The sequence below is a fragment of the Bacillus sp. ISL-75 genome (assembly GCF_018613095.1).
The window spans coordinates 44,247-63,229 of sequence record NZ_JAGGQX010000012.1; the positions used below are offsets into that span (position 1 = coordinate 44,247).

Consider the following 18,983-nt stretch of genomic DNA (forward strand, 5'->3'; position numbering starts at 1 on the left):
AGGGTTATTTAAAAAAAAATAAAAGCCGCACCTACTTCTGGTACGGTTCACCGCAACATCAACTAAAGCGGCGGTTAGAGATTTCCTTTTGTCTCTGTTTGTAAATATTAACGATAGATTAGGAAAACCTAATTAAAAAGAGAACGCTGGAGGGCAGCAAAATGGCAGAAATCCCAAAGACAAACAACAAGACTTTTTGCATGAGTGAATACGATGTATTAAAACGAGTAATCCTTTGTCAGCCTCAATATATGACGATCCGCGAGGTAATTAATGAAACGCAAGAGCATTTTAAGAATGAAGGTATCCATATTGAACGCGCGCTTGAGCAGCACAGTAAATTTGTCAAAACGCTAAAGCAGAATGGCATCGAAGTTATTTTATTGCCCTATCATAAAAAGTATCCTGAACAGGTCTTTACCCGGGATATTGGTTTTACTCTAGGGCAAACAATCTTTGTTGCTAATATGGCAACGGATGTTCGCGCAGGGGAGGAAAACGTTTTAAAACAATGGCTGGAGGATGAAGAAATCTCTTATTATAATTTAGCCGAGGAACGAATTGAGGGCGGAGATGTTGTGATTGATCGGGAAACAATTTATGTGGGGCTCAGCAATCGAACGGACCAAAAAGCTGCTGAACAATTACAGCGTCTTTTGAATCAATTCAATGTCATTCCCATCCATTTTAAAGCAAAATACCTGCATCTGGATTGTATATTTAATGTCGTTTCTCCTGATGTGGCCCTTATTTACCCAAATGCCTTAACGAAAAAAGACATCGAGCTTTTTGCTTCACGCTATGAATTAATTGAAGTTTCGGAAGAAGAACAATTTCAATTAGGTACAAATGTATTGAGTATCGGGAACAAACGGGTTTTAAGTCTGCCGGTCAACAAGAAGGTAAACAAGCAGCTTCGTAACCGAGGCTTTCAAGTTATTGAAGTGGATATCACAGAAATCATTAAATCTGGTGGCTCCTTCCGTTGTTGTACCCTTCCTATCTTACGAGAAGCGTAAAATAATCATATAAAAATGACCATATAAACAACCCTCAAGCCCGTAAAGGGTGAGGTTGTTTATATAGTCATAAGATACATAATTTAGCTTTTTACGTTTTAACCTGGGAGTACGTGAATAGTGTGAATTTATAGAGCATTTCTTTGTAATGAGGAATGTTTTTTATTTTTGTCTAAAATTAATATTTGTTTATCAATAAAAATATTATAAATGAAAAACAGTAGAGACGTGGCGGCCTTAAATTTAGTGCCTGTCACGCCCCGGATTTTGTCGAAGATTGATAGGCTTTTAGATTGTGGAAAGTGAAAGAATAAAGACAGGAAACCACCTTGGATCTGCCTGATAGTAGAGGCTAGGTGGTTTCTCTTTTTTATGTTCGCTCTCTCATCCGCTCAGGAAGTGTCTGTATCGATTGGACGACCAAATCAAGCTTTGCTTCAATTCGGTAAAGCAAATAAAGCGTCACAACGATGGGGAATCCCACCTGGCTGATGATTGGAATCAACTGCTCCACTTTTCTCTCCTCCTTCCACTTGTTATAAAAAGAGGCTGGGTTCATAATGAATCCGGCCTCTCTCCCTTATTAGGCAATCACGTAATCTGTCACATTGCGGTCGATCACTCTTGCTCCTTTTGCAGCAACAAACTTGCCACTGCTAGTTGTGAAAACTTCAGATGCAATAATCTGCGCCATCGATAATTTTACGACTTCTTCATCGATTGGCTCTTTTGGGTTATCAACGGAAAGGCTTGCCGTCTTTCCAAACTCCGTGGTAAATTGCAATTCCAATGTTTTTGCCATTTCTTTCACCTCCTCTCCCTTCGTTTTTTACTAGACTATTAACCTAGAATCGCAGAGCTGTCATTCCGTTTCACTAGACTATTAACCTACAATTCCGATGATATCATTCCGCTCCACTTTGTTTAGCGTGTCATTGCATAGAACTGCAACTGCTAGTGCCGCTTGCGATAGTTGGTCTGCGGTAGCAGCCTTTGTGACATTGCTAAACGTTTTCGCTTTGAGGATGGGATTTCCCTCGTCATCCATGCCCGCTTCAAATACGATACGAAGCTTTGTTACTTCTAATAACGCTAGTGCCATTGTCTCTCACCACCTTTCACATTCTATATAGAAAAAAGTCGGCAAAAAGGACAGGGTAGGGAGAAGAGAATTTTAAATAAATTGAAAAAAGCCCTGGAGGATAGCGTCTCTCAGGGCATTTTAATAGAGTTTTCGAGATTTCGTAGACGATCCGCAAATAAAAGCTGTGAATCCGCAAATAAAAGCAGTGGATCTGCAAATAAAAGCCAAATTTGCACAAATAAAGCTAACTTTTAGGCGGAGGAGGGAGCCTGGAGGGGGAAAATTAGCACAATGAGCAGCTTATCAGCGAATTATTGAAGGATATCAGCGAACTGGACCATTTTATCAGCGGAAAACCGACTTTTATCAGCGGAAATCCCACTTTTATCAGCGAAACTAGGATTTTATCAGCCAATGAATCTCCGAAGCTGCATAGTAAGAACCCATTATTGTGTTATATTAATCTGAAGTTTGAGGGGAATCCTATTATTATCCAGTAAATGTCGTGAGTTTTGGAAAATATGTAGTAAGTGCCTAAAAATATGTAATAAGAAGCAATAATTACGTAATAAGGATCTGAAGTTTGAGAGGATTACTCATGGAGGAGCTCGTTAATATGATATTTTGTGTAAAGTTACACTTCAATAGTTGAGCATTTATGAGTTATTAAACGACTTGACCCTTCAATGGGCGAATTTTTAAGTTTTATGAGCGAATCTTCGAGTTTTATGGGCGAATTTTGGGCTTTAATGAGCGGATTTAACCATTTTATGAGCGAATTTAGAAGCAATAGCTTAATAGTAAGAAACTAAATTTCCGTGCTTGTTACTCCCCGGATTTTTCGAAGATTGATAGGTTTTTAGAGAAGTAGAAATAACAGATGAAGTTGTAACTGAATATTGCAGCTCCCATTAGTGCTGGGAGCTTACTTCACGTACAATATCTTCTTCGAAGTTATTCAGGATGAATGTTTCTTCTTCTGATTTGCTCATAATTCCATAAGCTTTACCGATCGTCCCGCCTTGGTACGTCCAGAAAAAGTTGTGGTCATCATCTACTTCAGAAAAAATGCCTTTTTTCCATTTATCTAAAATGGCTAGCAAATCATCCTTTTGTTCGAACTCACTGTTCTCCACAATGTCATAAACTTGATTAATTGTATCGGGAATCATAGGAATGGCTCCCCATTTTTCTTTCGCTTTCACTTTTTGATGTGTCATCTTGTGCATCACTTCGATCACAGCATCTTGTGAACTACTGTCATCAATCCCAATATCATATTGAACTCCGCCAATTTTGGCTGTCTGTTGCTTGTCTACTTCATTTTTCTCATTATTGACCGTATCTTGAACAGCTTTCGCTTCTACTTTCTCTTGTTTTTTTCCAGATTCGGCTTCATTGTCGACCGGTTTATATCCTCCGTATTTTACGCCTATTAAAACAGCTAAAATAATACCAGTTACGATTAATACTATTTTCACTTCATCTCCCCCTGTTTTACTAGATAGCTCTAATTTAACAAAGAATTCAGAATTCATCTAGCTTATTTAACTTACATAATCACTTCAAACAAGACAGATGTCGACATTTTTTCAAATTTGGATTTAAACGTATACCGAATGTTTTTTGCGCTTTCTGGATATACAAGCGGTTTTGAACATGTATGTAAGAATGGATTGTAAAAAATTTAATTTCTAAATAGTATTTACAATTAATCTTTCTCACATATATTTCGGAGCTTTAAGAGATATGCTTTCTTTTTCAATGGAATGGGACTAACCAAATGATATACCATGAGAAACGTCCATGGAGCTTGTTATTGGCTATCTATGTTAAAATAAATATAGTGAAGATTTGCTTAAACTAACTGAGTAGAAGAATGATTATATGGTTGAATGAATAGAGTTTGGAACTGTAAACCCCCTGTTTTTTACAAAAAAATAATAAAAAGGTGGAGTAAGTATGAAACGAGTACGGAAGGCGATTATTCCGGCTGCTGGACTTGGAACAAGATTCCTGCCTGCAACAAAGGCAATGCCTAAGGAAATGTTGCCGATTATTGATAAACCAACAATTCAATATATTGTCGAAGAAGCAGTGGCGTCAGGGATTGAAGATATTATTATTGTTACCGGTAAAGGGAAACGGGCGATTGAAGACCATTTTGATATTGCACATGAATTAGAGCAAAATCTATTGGAAAAGGGAAAGTTCGATATACTTGAAAAAGTACGTTATGCTACTAATCTTGCGGATATTCATTATATTCGTCAGAAGGAACCAAAGGGGCTAGGACATGCCGTTTGGTGTGCTCGTAACTTTATAGGGGATGAGCCGTTTGCGGTTCTTCTTGGTGATGATATTGTTCAAAGTGAGACTCCATGCTTGAAACAGCTTATTAATGTATATGAAGAAACGCATTCGTCAGTTATTGGAGTACAATCTGTTCCAGATGATGAGACACATCGGTATGGGATTGTTGAACCTTCAGTTCAGGTGGGTAGAAGGTATCAAGTAAATAATTTGGTTGAAAAGCCTAAGGCAGGAACTGCCCCTTCTAATCTAGCCATTTTGGGACGCTATATACTAACTCCAGAGATATTTATGTTTTTGGAACAGCAAGAAACTGGTGCTGGTGGAGAAATTCAGCTGACGGATGCGATTCAGAAGTTGAATCAGATCCAACGGGTATTTGCTTATGATTTTGAGGGTAAGAGGTTTGATGTAGGAGAAAAGAGTGGATTTGTGAAGACAACGATAGAATTTGCTCTGCAGGAACCTACATTACGTAAAGAAATTCTAGCTTTTATGGAAGAAAAAATTAAGGTGGAATAAAATTCCGTGCCTGTCACTCCTCGTATTTTGTCGAAGATTGATAGATTTATAAGTGGCAGGCACTAGACCCTAACGGGACTTCTATTTTAAGTAGTAATTATTTCTTCATTGCATGATTAAACTTTTCCAATTGGTCCTGTAGGGTTAAAATGTAATTCATCATTGCTACTCTCACTATTGAAGGGTAGTAACGACTGTTAAGTTCTTGTTCACATTCCTCTAAATCCATCTTCTTAACTGTAATAATTTTATTCAATTCTTCTGTGCTCATTGAAAATCACCCCTATTTATCGGAAAAATCATTATCAAGTTCTCCACTCTCCTAACCTATCTTTTATATGATCAGGATGGACAAATTTTTCATAGCTTATACAAAAGTTACCTCTGTTAAATTTTTTTCTCATAGATGAGGAAACTTAGACCGGGGCTGCTGAAAAAGTAATTACTTCAATAAAAAAACGTGTGTTTTACTCGTAAATAGAAAGAAAAAAGATACGGATCATCTACATATGGTAGATGATCCGTATCTTTTACACATAAAGAGGACTTATCACTGGTCCTGAACCGTCCCTGTGGAGCCTTCATTTTTATTTTAAGAAAATCCTCCCCCGAGTATAAGGGCCGCACCTAATAGTAGGACTAAGAGTAAGGCTAAATAACCTATTATGCTAATAATTGTGATAATCCAACCGATGACCTTTCGATTTGTTTTTATTAGGTAGATTCCTAAAGCGATCAACCCAAAAATGAATCCGAGAATTCCCCAAAGGATGGGGCTTTTACCATGCTTACGAGAATCAATCACTAAATAAATCGTGAGGATTATATTTAAAACCAATCCAATAAAACCTTCCAAATTAAACTCTCCTTACTATGTTCAAATTGTATTCTTAAAATGAAATTATACCAGAAAATTCGAACGTTACAGCAAAAGATATTCCCTTTTATAAGGGAATTTGAAAACGCACGGTAAAAATATAAAATATTCTTATGGGGAAAGAATATTTATGAATTAAGGATCTATGAATAGTTAGGATTTTTAATCATTGAATTTTGTCTATTTTTGTAATGTTTTGATATCTTTTGTAGAAACTATATTTATTTTTCTTAATATGATCCATAATATTTTTTATGGAATTCCAATCTTTTATTGAAATGGAAAAATTGAAATATAAAAAAATATAATCTAAAGTGGTCCCAACAAAGGAATGGCTGATCTTGCAAGAATAAAAAAGTAACAAGAAGAATTTTTTTTACACTAATCGGGACATTTTATGTCTATACGGGACGGATTAAGTCCCAATCCATTATGTTGCAATTTATTCAAAATATATTAAAAACTTCAAGGAGGATTTATTATGCCAACAAACGTATTATCCTTAACAGCTTATCCTTTTTATATAAATGGGGAATGGAGAGAAAGTAAGTCTGGTGAAACAATTAAAATCACTTCACCTTATCTTTATGAAGTTATTGGAAAAGTACAGGCGGTTACGATAGAAGAGATAGATAAGGCAATTAATTTTGCTCATGAGGCACAAAAAATTTGGGCAGAAACTTCCCTTCAAAAACGAGCAAAGTTTTTGTATAAATGGGCAGATGAATTAGTGAACATGCAAGATGAAATTGCTGAAATCATTATGAAAGAAGTAGGAAAAAGTTTGAAAGATGCAAAGAATGAAGTCGTACGTACTGCGGATTTCATTCGTTATACGGTCGAAGAAGCAATGCATATGCATGGTGAAAGTATGAAGGGAGATAGCTTCCCAGGCGGATCTAAATCTAAGATTGCTATTGTTGAACGTGTTCCACTAGGAGTAATACTAGCAATCCCTCCGTTTAACTATCCCGTAAATTTAGCTGCTGCTAAATTAGCACCGGCACTCATTTCAGGTAATGCAGTTATCTTTAAACCAGCTACACAAGGAGCTATTAGTGGTATTAAAATGATTGAGGCTCTTCACAAAGCAAACTTTCCAAAAGGTCTTGTCAATATCGTGACAGGTCGTGGTTCTGTCATTGGTGATTACTTAGTTGAGCATAAAGGTATTAATATGATCTCCTTTACAGGCGGGACAAATACTGGTATTAGTTTAGCGAAAAAAGCAGGAATGATTCCACTTGTACTTGAGCTTGGCGGGAAAGACCCTGGTATTGTGCGTGAAGACGCTGATTTACACGAGGCGGCGAAACATATTATCAGCGGTGCGTTTTCTTATTCCGGTCAACGTTGCACAGCTATTAAACGTGTATTAGTGCATGAAAGTGTAGCAGACGAGCTAGTATCCATTTTAAAAGAAGAAATCGAAAAATTAGCTGTAGGTTCTCCGGAAGAAGGCAACACAGTTGTCCCGTTAATTGATGATCAATCCGCTGACTTTGTTCAAGGATTAATTGAGGATGCCATTGAAAAAGGTGCAACTCTTGTAACAGGAAATAAGCGTGAACGCAATTTAATTTACCCTACTCTTCTTGATCATGTGACAGAAGACATGGCCGTAGCTTGGGAGGAACCGTTCGGACCTGTGCTGCCAATAATCCGTGTATCCTCTGATGAAGAAGCGATCAATATTGCGAATGAATCTGAATTTGGTTTACAGGCAAGTGTCTTTACCAAAGATATTAATAAAGCATTTGCGATTGCGAATAAAATTGAAACAGGCTCAGTTCAAATAAACGGACGTACCGAACGCGGCCCGGATCATTTCCCATTTATTGGTGTAAAAGGATCTGGAATGGGTGCGCAAGGTATCCACAAGAGCCTTGAATCGATGACGCGTGAAAAAGTAACTGTATTAAATCTTGCTGAGTAATATAAAATTGTAACTTTAATTCCTAATAGAGGGGTCCTTGTTGGCCCTTCTTTGTTAATTTCCCTTGGAAGCTTTAAAAGCAATTTGCGTTGCATTGGCCCCAGCAAGTCCAGGGGTCCCACCAAATAAAAGGGGTTGGAAGATTTATGAAGAATACTAATAGCCTTACTATAGAGGAATTAGAAAGACGAATTGCTCATTTTGAGGATCGTCTTAAGGATTTTATTATTACCGAGGAACAAATTGAGTTTATCAAAGAAAGGTTAAGGGAACTAAAAAACACTAAAGAGTGTTTATCTTGGGAATCGGTCCGGTACCTGCCAGTCAAGTAGCGTTACTTAAAAGGAATAAGTCAGTAATTGATTATATAGATGAAAATGGTAAGACATCTCAATATTTTGTATAACAAATTTAATCCGCTCCTAAAAAACATTTTAAAGCGGGAACATGCATTATCAATCTTTCTGGCTCGATTTTTTGTAAATCAAAAAGAGGTGAGTAGATTGAAAACAAAACAAGAAATACTTGAAGAGTTGAAAACAGAATTGCTACGGATTGGTTCAACCAACCAAAGGGATTATGATTTGTTGAAGAAGAAAGGACAAGTTTTTAGTACAACCATTTGTCGCAGGTTAAAGTTAAGCTGGCCTGAAGTCGTCAATCAAACTGGATTAAAGTTTTTTCTACATAGAAAGAATTCGTAAAAAATAAACTTTGTTTAACGAGATCAAAGGATTCTATCATTAAGGAATACTTTATCATTATTACAAGTTATATAAATTTATAATCATCTATTATTAAAAATTTAGGTTTTACATAAAGAGTGTAGCCTATTTTCTTTTTCAACAATCGGGCGCAAGAATTGAAGAAAAATGGACTGTTTCAGCAGTCCATTTTTCTTGGTCTTAAGTATTTTATTTCAGACCGGGACATGAAACCTATCCAACGTATGAAGCGGTGAGTGTATGTACACCAAACTATTTGCACTCACCAATTCGATTTCTGAGTTACAAATAAATTGAAAAAGGCCCTAGAGGATAGCGTCTCTCAGGGTATTTTAATAGAGTTTTCGAGATTTCGTAGACGATCCGCAAATAAAAGCTGTGAATCCGCAAATAAAAGCAGTAGATCCGCAAATAAAAGCCAAATTTGCACAAATAAAGCTAACTTTTAGGCGGAGGCGGGAGCCTGTAGGGGGGAATTAGCACAATGAGCAGCTTATCAGCGAATTATTGAAGGATATCAGCGAACTGGACCATTTTATCAGCGGAAAAACGACTTTTATCAGCGAAAATGCCACTTTTATCAGCGAAACTAGCATCATATCAGCGAATGAATCTCCGAATCTGCGAAGTAAGAACCCATATTGTATTGTATTAATCTGAAGTTTGATAGAATTCCCAATTATTATCCAGTAAATGTCGTAAGTTTTGGAAAATATGTTGTAAAAATCAAAAAATATGTAATAATAGCCTAAAAATATGTAGTAGGGACCAAATAATAAGAATCCTGAATATAAAAAGACCACCCCTTTGCCTGCTACGGCGCGGGGGTGGTCTTTTAATTTTGCTTCTCCCTATAGGAACATATTGATAATTAGCACACCAGCAAGTCCGACAAGGGATGCAATCGTTACCATTACTGACCAGGTGCGGATGGTTTTACCGATGCTTAGGTTGAAGTATTCTTTATAAATCCAGAAACCGGCATCGTTTACGTGAGAGAAGGTCATACTTCCTGCACCGGTTGCTAGCACCATTAGTTCTGGGCTAACGTGTGCAGAGGCAACGAGTGGTGCGGCAATACCGGCTGCTGTTAATCCGGCAACGGTTGCTGAACCTAGGACTACCCGTAGGATCGCAGCGATTAACCATGCGAGGATTAACGGCGACATGGTGGAACCTTCCATCAGATGGGCAACGTATTTATCCACATGACTTTCGATGAGTACTTGTTTGAATGCACCGCCAGCTCCAATGATTAAAAGAATCATGGCGATGCTGCTGATTGATTCTGTGATCGAGTTCATGATTTCTGGCATTTTTTTACCTCGATTTAAACCAAAGGTAAAGATGGCGACTATGACAGCGATTAATAGGGCAATACCAGGATTTCCTAAAAATTTAGCTGTTTGAATCAGTGATGATTCAGGCATCGTGATTTCAACGATGGCTTGGAAGGCAATCAGAATGACGGGGATAAGGGCCGTAAATACACTAATCCCAAAACCAGGCATTTCTTCTTCTGTAAACTGCTTAGGATTAAAAAGTCCTTTTGGAATTTTAACTTCCAACTCTTCTTTTTTAAACGTCTTTGTATATAATGGTCCACTGATAATGATTGCTGGAATACCGATAAGAATTCCATATAATAAGGTTTTACCTATATTGGCATTGTAAACATCGGCAACGGCTGTTGGTCCAGGGTGTGGAGGAACAAAGCCATGCATGGTGATCAAAGCGGCAATAACCGGCATCCCAATATAAAGAATCGGTACACCTGCTGTAGCAGCGATTGTGAAGACTAACGGAATTAACACAACCACGCCCGTTTCAAAGAATAGCGCAATCCCAACAATGAAGGCTGTTAGAACGGCTGCAAGCTGTACTCGTTTTTTTCCAAAAGCGTTAACCAATGTGGTGGAGATTCGTTGTGCACCACCAGAATCGGCCATTAGTTTACCAAGCATACCCCCAAAACCAATAACCAGTACGAGATTGCCAAGGGTTCCGCCCAAACCGGATGTGACGGATGTTATCGCTTCGATTGGGGTCATTCCTTCCATAACTCCTACAAGTAATCCAACAATAACCAATGATATGAAGGCGTTTACCTTGAAGACGACCATTAATAATAGCAATAGGGCAACCCCTATACAAATATAAACGATTGGCATGTTTCTCCCTCTTTCCCCTTTGAAAGTGTGGAATGCCAGAACGGCATTCCAATCGATCAGTTCAATTTACTTCGTGCTTAAAATCTCTACCACTGCTTTTAAATCACTTTGTGTTCCAACATTGCCTGGAAAAATAACATAGGACATGCCTGGATACTTACTTTCATCCCCAGTTCTCCAGACAGGAATTCCCGGTCTAATTTGTCCAGCAACGGTTGCTCTTCTTACCCTTAGCCCTTTTGTCCCTACATCGCTGGAGGTGATTCCGCCTTTTGCGACAAGGAAATTCGGTTTCACCTGTAATCTCGTTACAATGCTTGTTACCGCGTCCGAAATCGTCACGGACATTTTTAACTCTTCTTCTTTTTTATTCTCGCCAAGATCAAGCCGTTGTCTACTTGTATAAACGGCAACGGTTTTACCGGATCGGATCAGTGCTTCGGTGGTTTCTATCACGCGGTCGCATTCCGCTTTGAATTGCTCTGGTTGTAAAACTAAATGACTATTAAACTCGATAAATTCAATGGTGGTTAATTCTTTTAATTTTTCTAGCTGTTCCGTCGTCTTTTTCACATGGGAACCGATAATAACTAATCCGCCATTCCCTGTTTCTTCTATTATTAACTCTTCTCTCGTTAACAGAGTTTTATCGCTGACTCCGCCAATGACTTTTGGAAGAGCGGCTGCACTTCTAAAAAGGAAGTTCTTTCCGGCGTTGATTGCTTGTACTAAGGCAGCCGTGAATACTTTAACATCGACTTCGTCGATTGCATTCACTACTACTTTATTAAAATCGTTTACCTGAAGAAGCTGTTCCGTGATGGCGCCAATCTCCATGGCCCGTAATTGTTCGAGTGAGATATATAATGTATTTTTAGCGAGAAATAAACCATTCGACTTTTCTTCTATCCATTCTCCTAAATGAGAACTGGAATAGCCAAATGTCCGGTCTTTTGCAAATTCTGTTTCGCCTGCAGGCACAAGCTCTTGACCATTTTGAACATAGTGGATATTGTTAATGGTCAATCGACCGCCTTCTTTGAAAAATGGCAGGATGACTTCACCATCTATTTTCAAATCAGAACCTGATTCGAGTTTATCTTTTAAAACGGTGGTTTCTAGTGGATAGTGTCCTCTAAGTGTGGAATCTCCACGGCTAATAATGAGGAATTCTCGATTTAATTTCGAAGCTACGGTTAAAATGTTAGCGGCGATCTCGCGATGAGCCTTTTCGGTTTCTTCCGCTGTAAAGCCTCGGGAATTTGTCAAAATGAAAAACATGGACTGCTCTTCGTTAAAGCCCTGCTCAATACTTTCCTCAGACCAATCCGTGAAAACGGAGATATCATGGACGGTTTGGACACCTGTTGGATCATCATCGAGGACGATGATTTTTTTGTTTAAGCTTTTTAGTGCTTCGGTGACTAATTGATGGACTGCCTGACGGTCCACCTCAGGGACGGTTTCTAGGTACGCTGCGGATATTCTGTTCGTTTCAGTCATCATTTACGCCTTCTTTACTTCAACATTGGCAAGCTTTTCATAATAACGGACAATGCTGCCATGATCGTCTTTTATTTTTCCATCGACCTTTAATGCATGGAAAATTTCTAGCAACTGGCTTGATAATGGTAGTGGTACGCCAATTTCATGGGCGGTGTCCATTACGTTCGTAATATCTTTCATGTTGATGGCAATACTTCCGCCAGCCACGAAGTTTCTGTCTAAAATCAATGGTACCTTGGCATCCAGAACAGCACTTCCGGCAAGTCCGCCGCGGATTGCTTGGTACATTTTTTCAATATCAATACCTGCTTTCGCTGCTAGAACAAGTGCCTCGGACATCGCCGCTATGTTAAGGTTTACAATAATTTGATTGGCAAGCTTTGCAGTCACGCCGCAGCCATGATCACCAACTAAGATCACGTCTTTCCCCATCCCATAGAGGACCGGCATAACGCTTTCAAAAACATCCTCTTTCCCGCCAACCATAATAGCTAATGTACCCTCAATCGCTTTTGGTTCGCCGCCGCTGACTGGCGCATCTAGCATGCCAACGCCTTTTTTCGCTGCCGCTGCTGCTAGTTCCCGTGAGACTTCAGGTGTAATTGAACTCATATCGATAATGACCGAACCTGCTTTAGCCCCTGCCAAGATTCCATTTTCACTTAAAACGACTTCTTCAACATGTTTTGAGGCAGGTAACATTGTGATAATGACATCACTGTTTTCTGCTACTTCTTTCGCAGAATGAGCTGCCACTGCTCCAGCTTCGACGACCTGATGGACGGCGTCTTGATTTAGATCATTAACCGTAAGTGTGAATCCCGCTTTGATTAGGTTTAATGCCATTGGTTTCCCCATAATTCCTAGACCTATAAAACCAACTTTTTGTGCCATGATAAATTCCTCCTCATTCTATTTGAAATCTTATAAGTTAAGCGATCCATTCAACTGCAATCGCTTTCAGATATCGTTTACAAAAGTAATTGTACACAAATTTATAATTTTTGTATACAGAAAATTATTTTTCGTATACAAAAATTAGTGAAACTGATGTAGATTGTATTTTTTTGACAAGAATTTTGGTAAAATAAATGTAGGTTTGAAGAGATATAGAGGTGAACAGTGTGTTAGAAAGTAATCGTTCTCGTCCTGCTTCCCACCAATCCTATGAGATCCTTCGTGATAGGATCTTAAATGGAGAACTTCCTGGTGGTACCAAAATTGTCGAGGAAAAAATTGCTGCTGAATTAGGTGTCAGTAGAACACCCATCCGGGAATCGATTCGAAAGTTGGAGCATGAAGGGCTTATTGAGAATAAAAAAGTAGTGAAGCCAGCCGAAAAGGACTTGCGAAATATGTTTCAAGTACGAATGCTCCTTGAGGGCTATTCCGCTCAGTGTGCAGCGTCCTATTTAAAAGAAAATGAGCTTCAATCATTACATCAATGTGTGGAGATAGGGAGGACAGGAACAGTCGAGGAAATTATGGAAGCAAATGAGCGATTTCATGAAATTATTGTCGGAGCCAGTAATAACCCGGTCATGATTGATATTATCGATCGGATGTCATCCATCATTTACCTTTTCCGTAAAACAGTCGTATTCTACAACCGCCCCCATTTAATCGACGAACACGAGCAAATATACCAAGCCATTAAAGCAAGAAATGGAGAAAAAGCAGAAATGCTAATGAAAACCCATCTACAAGCGGATTTGGAATTTTGCTTGCATCTGTTAAGGTGATAAGGAAGCAGGGGACGCATTGCGCCTCGAATGTTGTCGAGTTAGATCACTCAATTTTTAATCAAAAAGGCAGAAACTCTTACTAAATATAAGGGTTTCTGCCTTTTTTTTGATAACCTTTGGTAGATTTCCCTCCTATTTCTTCCTAAATAAAAAACTTACTTGCTAGCTTTTTCTTTTCACCAAGTTTTCACCATTCTCTATTAATATTCATTACATCAGGTAACGAAAGGAGATAAAGAGATGAATACAAAAGTGAAAAAAGGTATTTTCTGGGGTGTGATCATTGCCTCTACGGTACTAGTGATTAACGTACTCCACTTTCTACTAGGAGGGAACAGCGCTTATGCTAGAGGTCCTCATGGACATGGCCCCGGTGAAATGGGAGGCCGTGGCGGATTTGGCGGGGGCCGCCAAATGATGAATGGCGCTCACCATGACGGAGGATTCCCTTGGCTCTTCCTAATTATTGGACTAGCTGCTCTAGTACTATTCGTAAGATGGCTCAGAAAGAAGTCGAAAGCTTCCTCGATGCAACAGTTTATTAACACTTCTGTGGTAGGCTCGCATATCCCGGTAACTAACCAGAATGCTAGCGTTTTAGATCAATGGGAAAAAAATCTAGTAACTAAAAAGGAGAATGAATAACATGGGTATTTTTAAAAGATTAAAGACAATTACAATGGTGGAAATTAACGGGCTTTTAGACGGTATCGAAGATCCGATTGCGATGTTAAATGAGTATTCTAGGGAAATGGAACAGGAAATTGTCAAAGGTCAGAAAGCCCTAGCTAGGCAAATTTTTGTAGAGAAAAAACAAGCGGCACTCATTTCGGAAACGAACGCATTAGTGGACAAGCGTACTCGTCAGGCCAAACTGGCGATTGAACAAGGGGAAGAGGCCATGGCCAAATTGGCTGTACAAGAAAAACTCAACCATGACCGCCAGCTACAACTATATGAGGAGCAATACGAGTCGATTAAGGTACAAACCCAAATCCTCATCGGAAAATTGGACGAGTTGAAGGAAACGTACAACCAAATGCAGCAAAAGAAAATCTTGTTAGCTTCACGTGCGAATGTGGCTCAGTCAATGAAGCAAATTCAGAAAGCGACGGTTTCCTTCCATACTGATGATATTGCGAGAGGTGTGGCCCGTGCCGAAGAGCGGATCTTAATGATGGAAGCAGAAGTACAGGCAGGCAATCAATTTGCGACTCCATTAGCTCAGTTTGAAGCAGCAAACAGCAGCTTTGTGAGCGATGAAGAGCTCAATAAGGAAATTGAAAAGTTAAAGTATGAAAAAGTGGCGGTCTTATAATTCAAGTTTGTGAAGCACCACCGTTATGGCTTGGTGCTTCTCATTCTATCTAGCGTAGAGAGGAGGGTTTAGATTGAATATGACAACGCTGATTCTTATTTACCTGGGTGTAGCGTTGGTGGGGAGCGGGCTTCCTTTTATCAGGGGTTATTTTGCCCATTTCCATAACTTGGTCCATCTCGTGATCAGTGCTTGCTTGGAAGGTAGTAAAATCTATCTGAATCGAGATGGTTCAGGCCAGACAACTGGGAATCATACTTCCCCCTTTAAAAAAGCGCTCATTTCGTATGCAGGCTATACGGGTGCTTCGGTGGCAGCGATCGGATTGTTTTATTTAGTATCGAGAGGCCACTATCATTTGGTTATTTATCTGTATTTAGGGCTTAGTGTTCTTGCTTTATTGTTGTGGATTCGCAACCCACTTGGCGTGATCTGGGGACTTTCGATTGCTGTCCTATTGGCTTTGCCCGTCTATTTCCGCTACGAAACGGTTTTACCTGTGAATGTTAACTTCGAAATGGTGCTCGTTCATATGAGTATTTTCCTAGCATCGGTTCTATTTGTTCAATCTATTATTGGCGCGGTTCAGGTGTGTAAACAAGCGTTTATGTCGAGAAACAACCCGAAGAGAAAGGCGGCGCTGGTTCAAACGAAATTAGTTCCAGCCGTTGTTTTGGGACTAACTCTGGCCGGACAGTCGGCTTATGTCGGCTACTTTTTAGTACAAAATTTTATCAGCTTTCCGTTTAGTTTTTGAAAAATATATTTGCCCGATCAAATCCTCTTCCGAACATGGGAGGGGATTTTTTTGTTTATAAAACGGACAGCCAATTGGAAAATTTTTTTTACCTGATTCCCTCATAAATGTAAGACCACTTACGAAATTCTATAAATAGTTGGTTGAAGGGAGAGGATTTCCCTTTAGACGTATTAGTGAAGGAAGTACAACGGCCTAAATATTCTTATCCATTTAAATAACTGATCAATACCTCCATTAAAATCAACTTTGCGTAACCATAAATAGACATGGGAGAGAAGAAGAATGCCAGAAGAGAACTATCAATCTCGTGAGGAAAGAAAACAAGCGGAAAACGCAAGACAGAATCAACAAAGAAGTCAGCGAATACCGAAGAAAAAAGGATCATTATTGAAAAAAGTAATCATTGTCTGTCTCGTACTTGGACTTATTTCGACAGGAGCAGGAGCTATATCGTTCGCTTCAATGATTAAGGATACGCCTAACTTGGATGCTTCTAAGCTGGTGGATCCACTTTCTACAAAATTCTATGATGAGAACGGAAACTTTATTTATGAGTACGGGAAGGAAAAGCGAACAAAAATTGCGTATGAGCAAGTTCCGAAAGTGCTGGAGCAAGCGTTTATTGCCACGGAAGATTCCCATTTTTATGAGCATCAAGGGATCGATATCAAAAGGACGGCCAAGGCCATTTTTGTAAACTTAACCGGAGATTTCGGATCACAGGGCGGTAGTACCATTACGCAGCAAGTGATTAAGAATTCCTTTTTGACTCCAGAGAAAACATTAAAGCGAAAAGTGCAAGAATGGGACTTGGCGTATCAGTTGGAACAGAAATATTCCAAGCACGATATTTTAATGATGTACTTAAACAAAATTTACCTTGGAAACCGCTCTTACGGAGTAGCTGCTGCCGCAAAGAGTTACTATGGTATTGACGCAAATGATTTGAAAAAATTGACGCTCGCGCAGGCGGCCATGTTAGCTGGACTGCCGCAGAGTCCGAATAACTATGATCCGACCAAGCCAGAAAACAAAGAAGCAGCCACGAAGCGTCGTAGTATTGTCTTACGTTCGATGCTTAGAGATGGTTATATAACAGAGAAACAATTGCAGGAAGCTTCAAAAGTTCCAGTTACTGAGGGACTTGTACCAAAAAGCACGCAACAAAGTATGCCTTACGAAGCGTTTTTAGATGCAGTTGTAAAAGAGGTAAAGGGTAAACTGAAGGATGTAGACATCAGTAAGGATGGATTATCTATCTATACTACCCTAGATCCAAAAGCACAGGATTATGCAAACAAAATGTTGAACACCAATGAAATCATTGCCTATCCAGATGCAGGTTTTCAGGGAGCTTTCGTCTTTTTAGATACCAAAACTGGTGAAGTCAGGGCGATTGGCAGCGGGCGAAACGACTATAAAGCAGAATTTCTAGGTAACAACTTTGCAGTTGATATCAATCGTCAACCAGGCTCAACATTTAAGCCGATTTTTGATTATGGTCCTGCGATTGAAAATTTGAAATGGTCCACTGCACATCTAATCAATGACCAGAATACCTCCTATTCAACCGGCGAGCCGATTTCCAACTGGGACCATCAATATCACGGAATGCTGACGATACGGAGTGCACTGAAAAAATCTTATAATATTCCTGCTCTTCTCACGATGCGGGAGGTTGGAATGGATCAGGCAAAAAACTTTGCAGAAAAACTCGGCATTACTTTTAAAGATAACCAAGTATATGAATCCTATTCGATTGGAAGCAATACCGTTAGTCCTTTAGACATGGCAGGGGCCTACAGTGCTTTTGGAAATAACGGCAACTACAATAAACCGCATTTTGTTCAAAAAGTGGTACTTCCGAATGGCAAAGTAGTTAATTTTACGGAGAAATCAAAACGTGTCATGCAGGATTACACGGCGTATATGGTGACGGATATGTTACGCACAGTCGTAAATGATGGGACAGGTACAACAGCGAATGTCCTTAACCTAGATGTTGCAGGGAAGACAGGTACAACCAATTTTAATGCAGAGACTAGAGCTAAATTTGGATACCCGACCAACGCGACAAATGATAGCTGGTTCGCAGGATATACCCCGCAATACACAATGGCGGTCTGGACCGGATACGCACAAAACGGTAATGGTAACTATATGGTCGCAAATACGCAGAAAATTTCGCAGTATATGTTTAAAGCCATGATGCAGTCATTTGGAACAGATTCATCGCGTTTTCAGCAGCCAAACAGTGTCTATCGAGTAAATAATGAACTGTATATTAAAGGGGTCCAATCTGCAGAAGTACCACCAAAACCTATTATTAAAAAAGCAAAACAGGTTAGTGAAGATGGTGGGAATGGGAAGAAGCAAAAAGAAGAAGCGAAACAACAAAAAGAGCAACGGAAAAATCATCAAGGGAAGGGGAAAGGGAAAGGGAAACATTAATCCCGGTGCCTGTCACGCACCGTAAATCTCGTGCCTCTCATCACCCGAGTTTTGTCGAATCAGATAACTCAATTTTAAATTAAAAAGGCAGAAACCCTCACTAAATATAAGGGTTTCTGCCTCTTTTTACTGGGACTTTTTCAGGGGCATTCTTATGACCTAAGGGGTTTTCCCGATTATCATTGTATGTTCATCCTCTGACTTCCAGCAGGGGACTAGGTTTTGGTTGTTGACTATAATAAGAAAGATATTGTTATCTTAATAAATAGTTTTTGAGAAAATGAACTTTCCGTAAAAAAAGAAAAACTTTATGTTGCATATGTAAAATGAAGGTGTTATGATAGGGAAGTTGCTTTTGAAGGCAGTTTTATTAGTTAAAAGTGATAACAAAAAAGTTGAATTATTATATTGACATAGTAATAGAGATTCGATATAATAATAAATGTCGCTTCTGACATGATAGATTGTTCTTTGAAAACTAAACAAACAAAAACGTCAACAAACAATAAATTAATCGTGTTTCTTCTATTAATATGAAGAACATGAGCCAACGTAA

The 18,983-nt window shown here is 39.0% G+C and carries 19 protein-coding genes; 10 read left to right on the forward strand and 9 right to left on the reverse strand.

Features of this window, described 5'->3' with window-relative positions; translation table 11 throughout:
• Window positions 1-161 precede the first annotated feature (161 nt).
• Entirely contained in the window at window positions 162-1,019 is an 858-nt protein-coding gene (locus tag J7E63_RS05485) for a dimethylarginine dimethylaminohydrolase family protein (protein WP_215010580.1), read from the forward strand.
• A 370-nt stretch (window positions 1,020-1,389) separates the two neighbouring features.
• Here the strand turns inward: J7E63_RS05485 and J7E63_RS05490 are convergent, their stop codons facing one another.
• The 4 genes from J7E63_RS05490 to J7E63_RS30315 all read right to left on the reverse strand — a co-directional run bounded on the left by J7E63_RS05490 (window position 1,390) and on the right by J7E63_RS30315 (window position 3,584).
• Entirely contained in the window at window positions 1,390-1,533 is a 144-nt protein-coding gene (locus J7E63_RS05490; protein ID WP_066248207.1) for a YvrJ family protein, read from the reverse strand.
• A 69-nt stretch (window positions 1,534-1,602) separates the two neighbouring features.
• On the reverse strand, window positions 1,603-1,821 hold the full coding sequence (locus J7E63_RS05495) for a DUF2922 domain-containing protein (protein WP_098932548.1): 219 nt from the start codon (window positions 1,819-1,821) through the stop codon (window positions 1,603-1,605).
• Between the two features lie 81 nt (window positions 1,822-1,902).
• Window positions 1,903-2,121: a DUF1659 domain-containing protein gene (locus J7E63_RS05500; protein WP_215010581.1), complete on the reverse strand. Its 219-nt coding sequence runs from the start codon at window positions 2,119-2,121 to the stop codon at window positions 1,903-1,905.
• An 893-nt stretch (window positions 2,122-3,014) separates the two neighbouring features.
• Window positions 3,015-3,584 carry a DUF6241 domain-containing protein gene (locus J7E63_RS30315; protein ID WP_308161918.1) on the reverse strand — a complete coding sequence of 190 codons (570 nt, stop codon included), beginning with the start codon at window positions 3,582-3,584 and terminating at the stop codon, window positions 3,015-3,017.
• Between the two features lie 481 nt (window positions 3,585-4,065).
• Here J7E63_RS30315 and galU point away from each other — a divergent pair, with 481 nt between their 5' ends.
• Entirely contained in the window at window positions 4,066-4,938 is an 873-nt protein-coding gene (gene galU, locus J7E63_RS05510) for a UTP--glucose-1-phosphate uridylyltransferase GalU (protein WP_215010583.1), read from the forward strand.
• A 97-nt stretch (window positions 4,939-5,035) separates the two neighbouring features.
• On the opposite strand, the gene J7E63_RS05515 is transcribed toward galU, so the two are convergent.
• A complete protein-coding gene (locus J7E63_RS05515; protein WP_168241057.1) occupies window positions 5,036-5,209 on the reverse strand; it encodes a hypothetical protein in 174 nt (57 codons plus the stop codon).
• Between the two features lie 321 nt (window positions 5,210-5,530).
• Window positions 5,531-5,794, reverse strand: coding sequence for a hypothetical protein (locus tag J7E63_RS05520; RefSeq protein ID WP_168241056.1), 264 nt, complete (start codon window positions 5,792-5,794; stop codon window positions 5,531-5,533).
• Between the two features lie 502 nt (window positions 5,795-6,296).
• Here J7E63_RS05520 and J7E63_RS05525 point away from each other — a divergent pair.
• From J7E63_RS05525 to J7E63_RS05535, 3 genes are all read left to right on the forward strand, one after another.
• A complete protein-coding gene (locus tag J7E63_RS05525) occupies window positions 6,297-7,751 on the forward strand; it encodes an NADP-dependent glyceraldehyde-3-phosphate dehydrogenase (RefSeq protein ID WP_215010584.1) in 1,455 nt (484 codons plus the stop codon).
• A 146-nt stretch (window positions 7,752-7,897) separates the two neighbouring features.
• Entirely contained in the window at window positions 7,898-8,083 is a 186-nt protein-coding gene (locus J7E63_RS05530) for a hypothetical protein (RefSeq protein WP_215010585.1), read from the forward strand.
• Between the two features lie 171 nt (window positions 8,084-8,254).
• On the forward strand, window positions 8,255-8,455 hold the full coding sequence (locus J7E63_RS05535) for a hypothetical protein (RefSeq protein WP_215007809.1): 201 nt from the start codon (window positions 8,255-8,257) through the stop codon (window positions 8,453-8,455).
• 872 nt (window positions 8,456-9,327) lie between these two features.
• Here J7E63_RS05535 and J7E63_RS05540 read toward each other — a convergent pair.
• The 3 genes from J7E63_RS05540 to garR form a co-directional block, all read right to left on the reverse strand.
• Window positions 9,328-10,647 carry a gluconate:H+ symporter gene (locus J7E63_RS05540; RefSeq protein WP_215010586.1) on the reverse strand — a complete coding sequence of 440 codons (1,320 nt, stop codon included), beginning with the start codon at window positions 10,645-10,647 and terminating at the stop codon, window positions 9,328-9,330.
• Between the two features lie 66 nt (window positions 10,648-10,713).
• Complete coding sequence (locus J7E63_RS05545; protein ID WP_374193699.1) at window positions 10,714-12,150, reverse strand: four-carbon acid sugar kinase family protein; 1,437 nt, start codon at window positions 12,148-12,150, stop codon at window positions 10,714-10,716.
• 3 nt (window positions 12,151-12,153) lie between these two features.
• Window positions 12,154-13,047: a 2-hydroxy-3-oxopropionate reductase gene (gene garR, locus J7E63_RS05550; RefSeq protein WP_215010588.1), complete on the reverse strand. Its 894-nt coding sequence runs from the start codon at window positions 13,045-13,047 to the stop codon at window positions 12,154-12,156.
• 221 nt (window positions 13,048-13,268) lie between these two features.
• Between garR and J7E63_RS05555 the strand changes: the two genes are divergently transcribed.
• The 5 genes from J7E63_RS05555 to J7E63_RS05575 all read left to right on the forward strand — a co-directional run bounded on the left by J7E63_RS05555 (window position 13,269) and on the right by J7E63_RS05575 (window position 18,427).
• Window positions 13,269-13,895 (forward strand): GntR family transcriptional regulator, encoded by a 627-nt coding sequence (locus tag J7E63_RS05555; protein WP_215010589.1) that lies wholly within the window; start codon window positions 13,269-13,271, stop codon window positions 13,893-13,895.
• A 243-nt stretch (window positions 13,896-14,138) separates the two neighbouring features.
• Entirely contained in the window at window positions 14,139-14,543 is a 405-nt protein-coding gene (locus tag J7E63_RS05560) for a hypothetical protein (protein ID WP_215010590.1), read from the forward strand.
• A gap of 1 nt (window position 14,544) precedes the next feature.
• Window positions 14,545-15,216 carry a PspA/IM30 family protein gene (locus tag J7E63_RS05565; RefSeq protein ID WP_215010591.1) on the forward strand — a complete coding sequence of 224 codons (672 nt, stop codon included), beginning with the start codon at window positions 14,545-14,547 and terminating at the stop codon, window positions 15,214-15,216.
• A 118-nt stretch (window positions 15,217-15,334) separates the two neighbouring features.
• On the forward strand, window positions 15,335-15,973 hold the full coding sequence (locus J7E63_RS05570) for a M50 family metallopeptidase (RefSeq protein WP_215010592.1): 639 nt from the start codon (window positions 15,335-15,337) through the stop codon (window positions 15,971-15,973).
• Between the two features lie 285 nt (window positions 15,974-16,258).
• Entirely contained in the window at window positions 16,259-18,427 is a 2,169-nt protein-coding gene (locus tag J7E63_RS05575; protein ID WP_215010593.1) for a transglycosylase domain-containing protein, read from the forward strand.
• Window positions 18,428-18,983 lie beyond the last annotated feature (556 nt).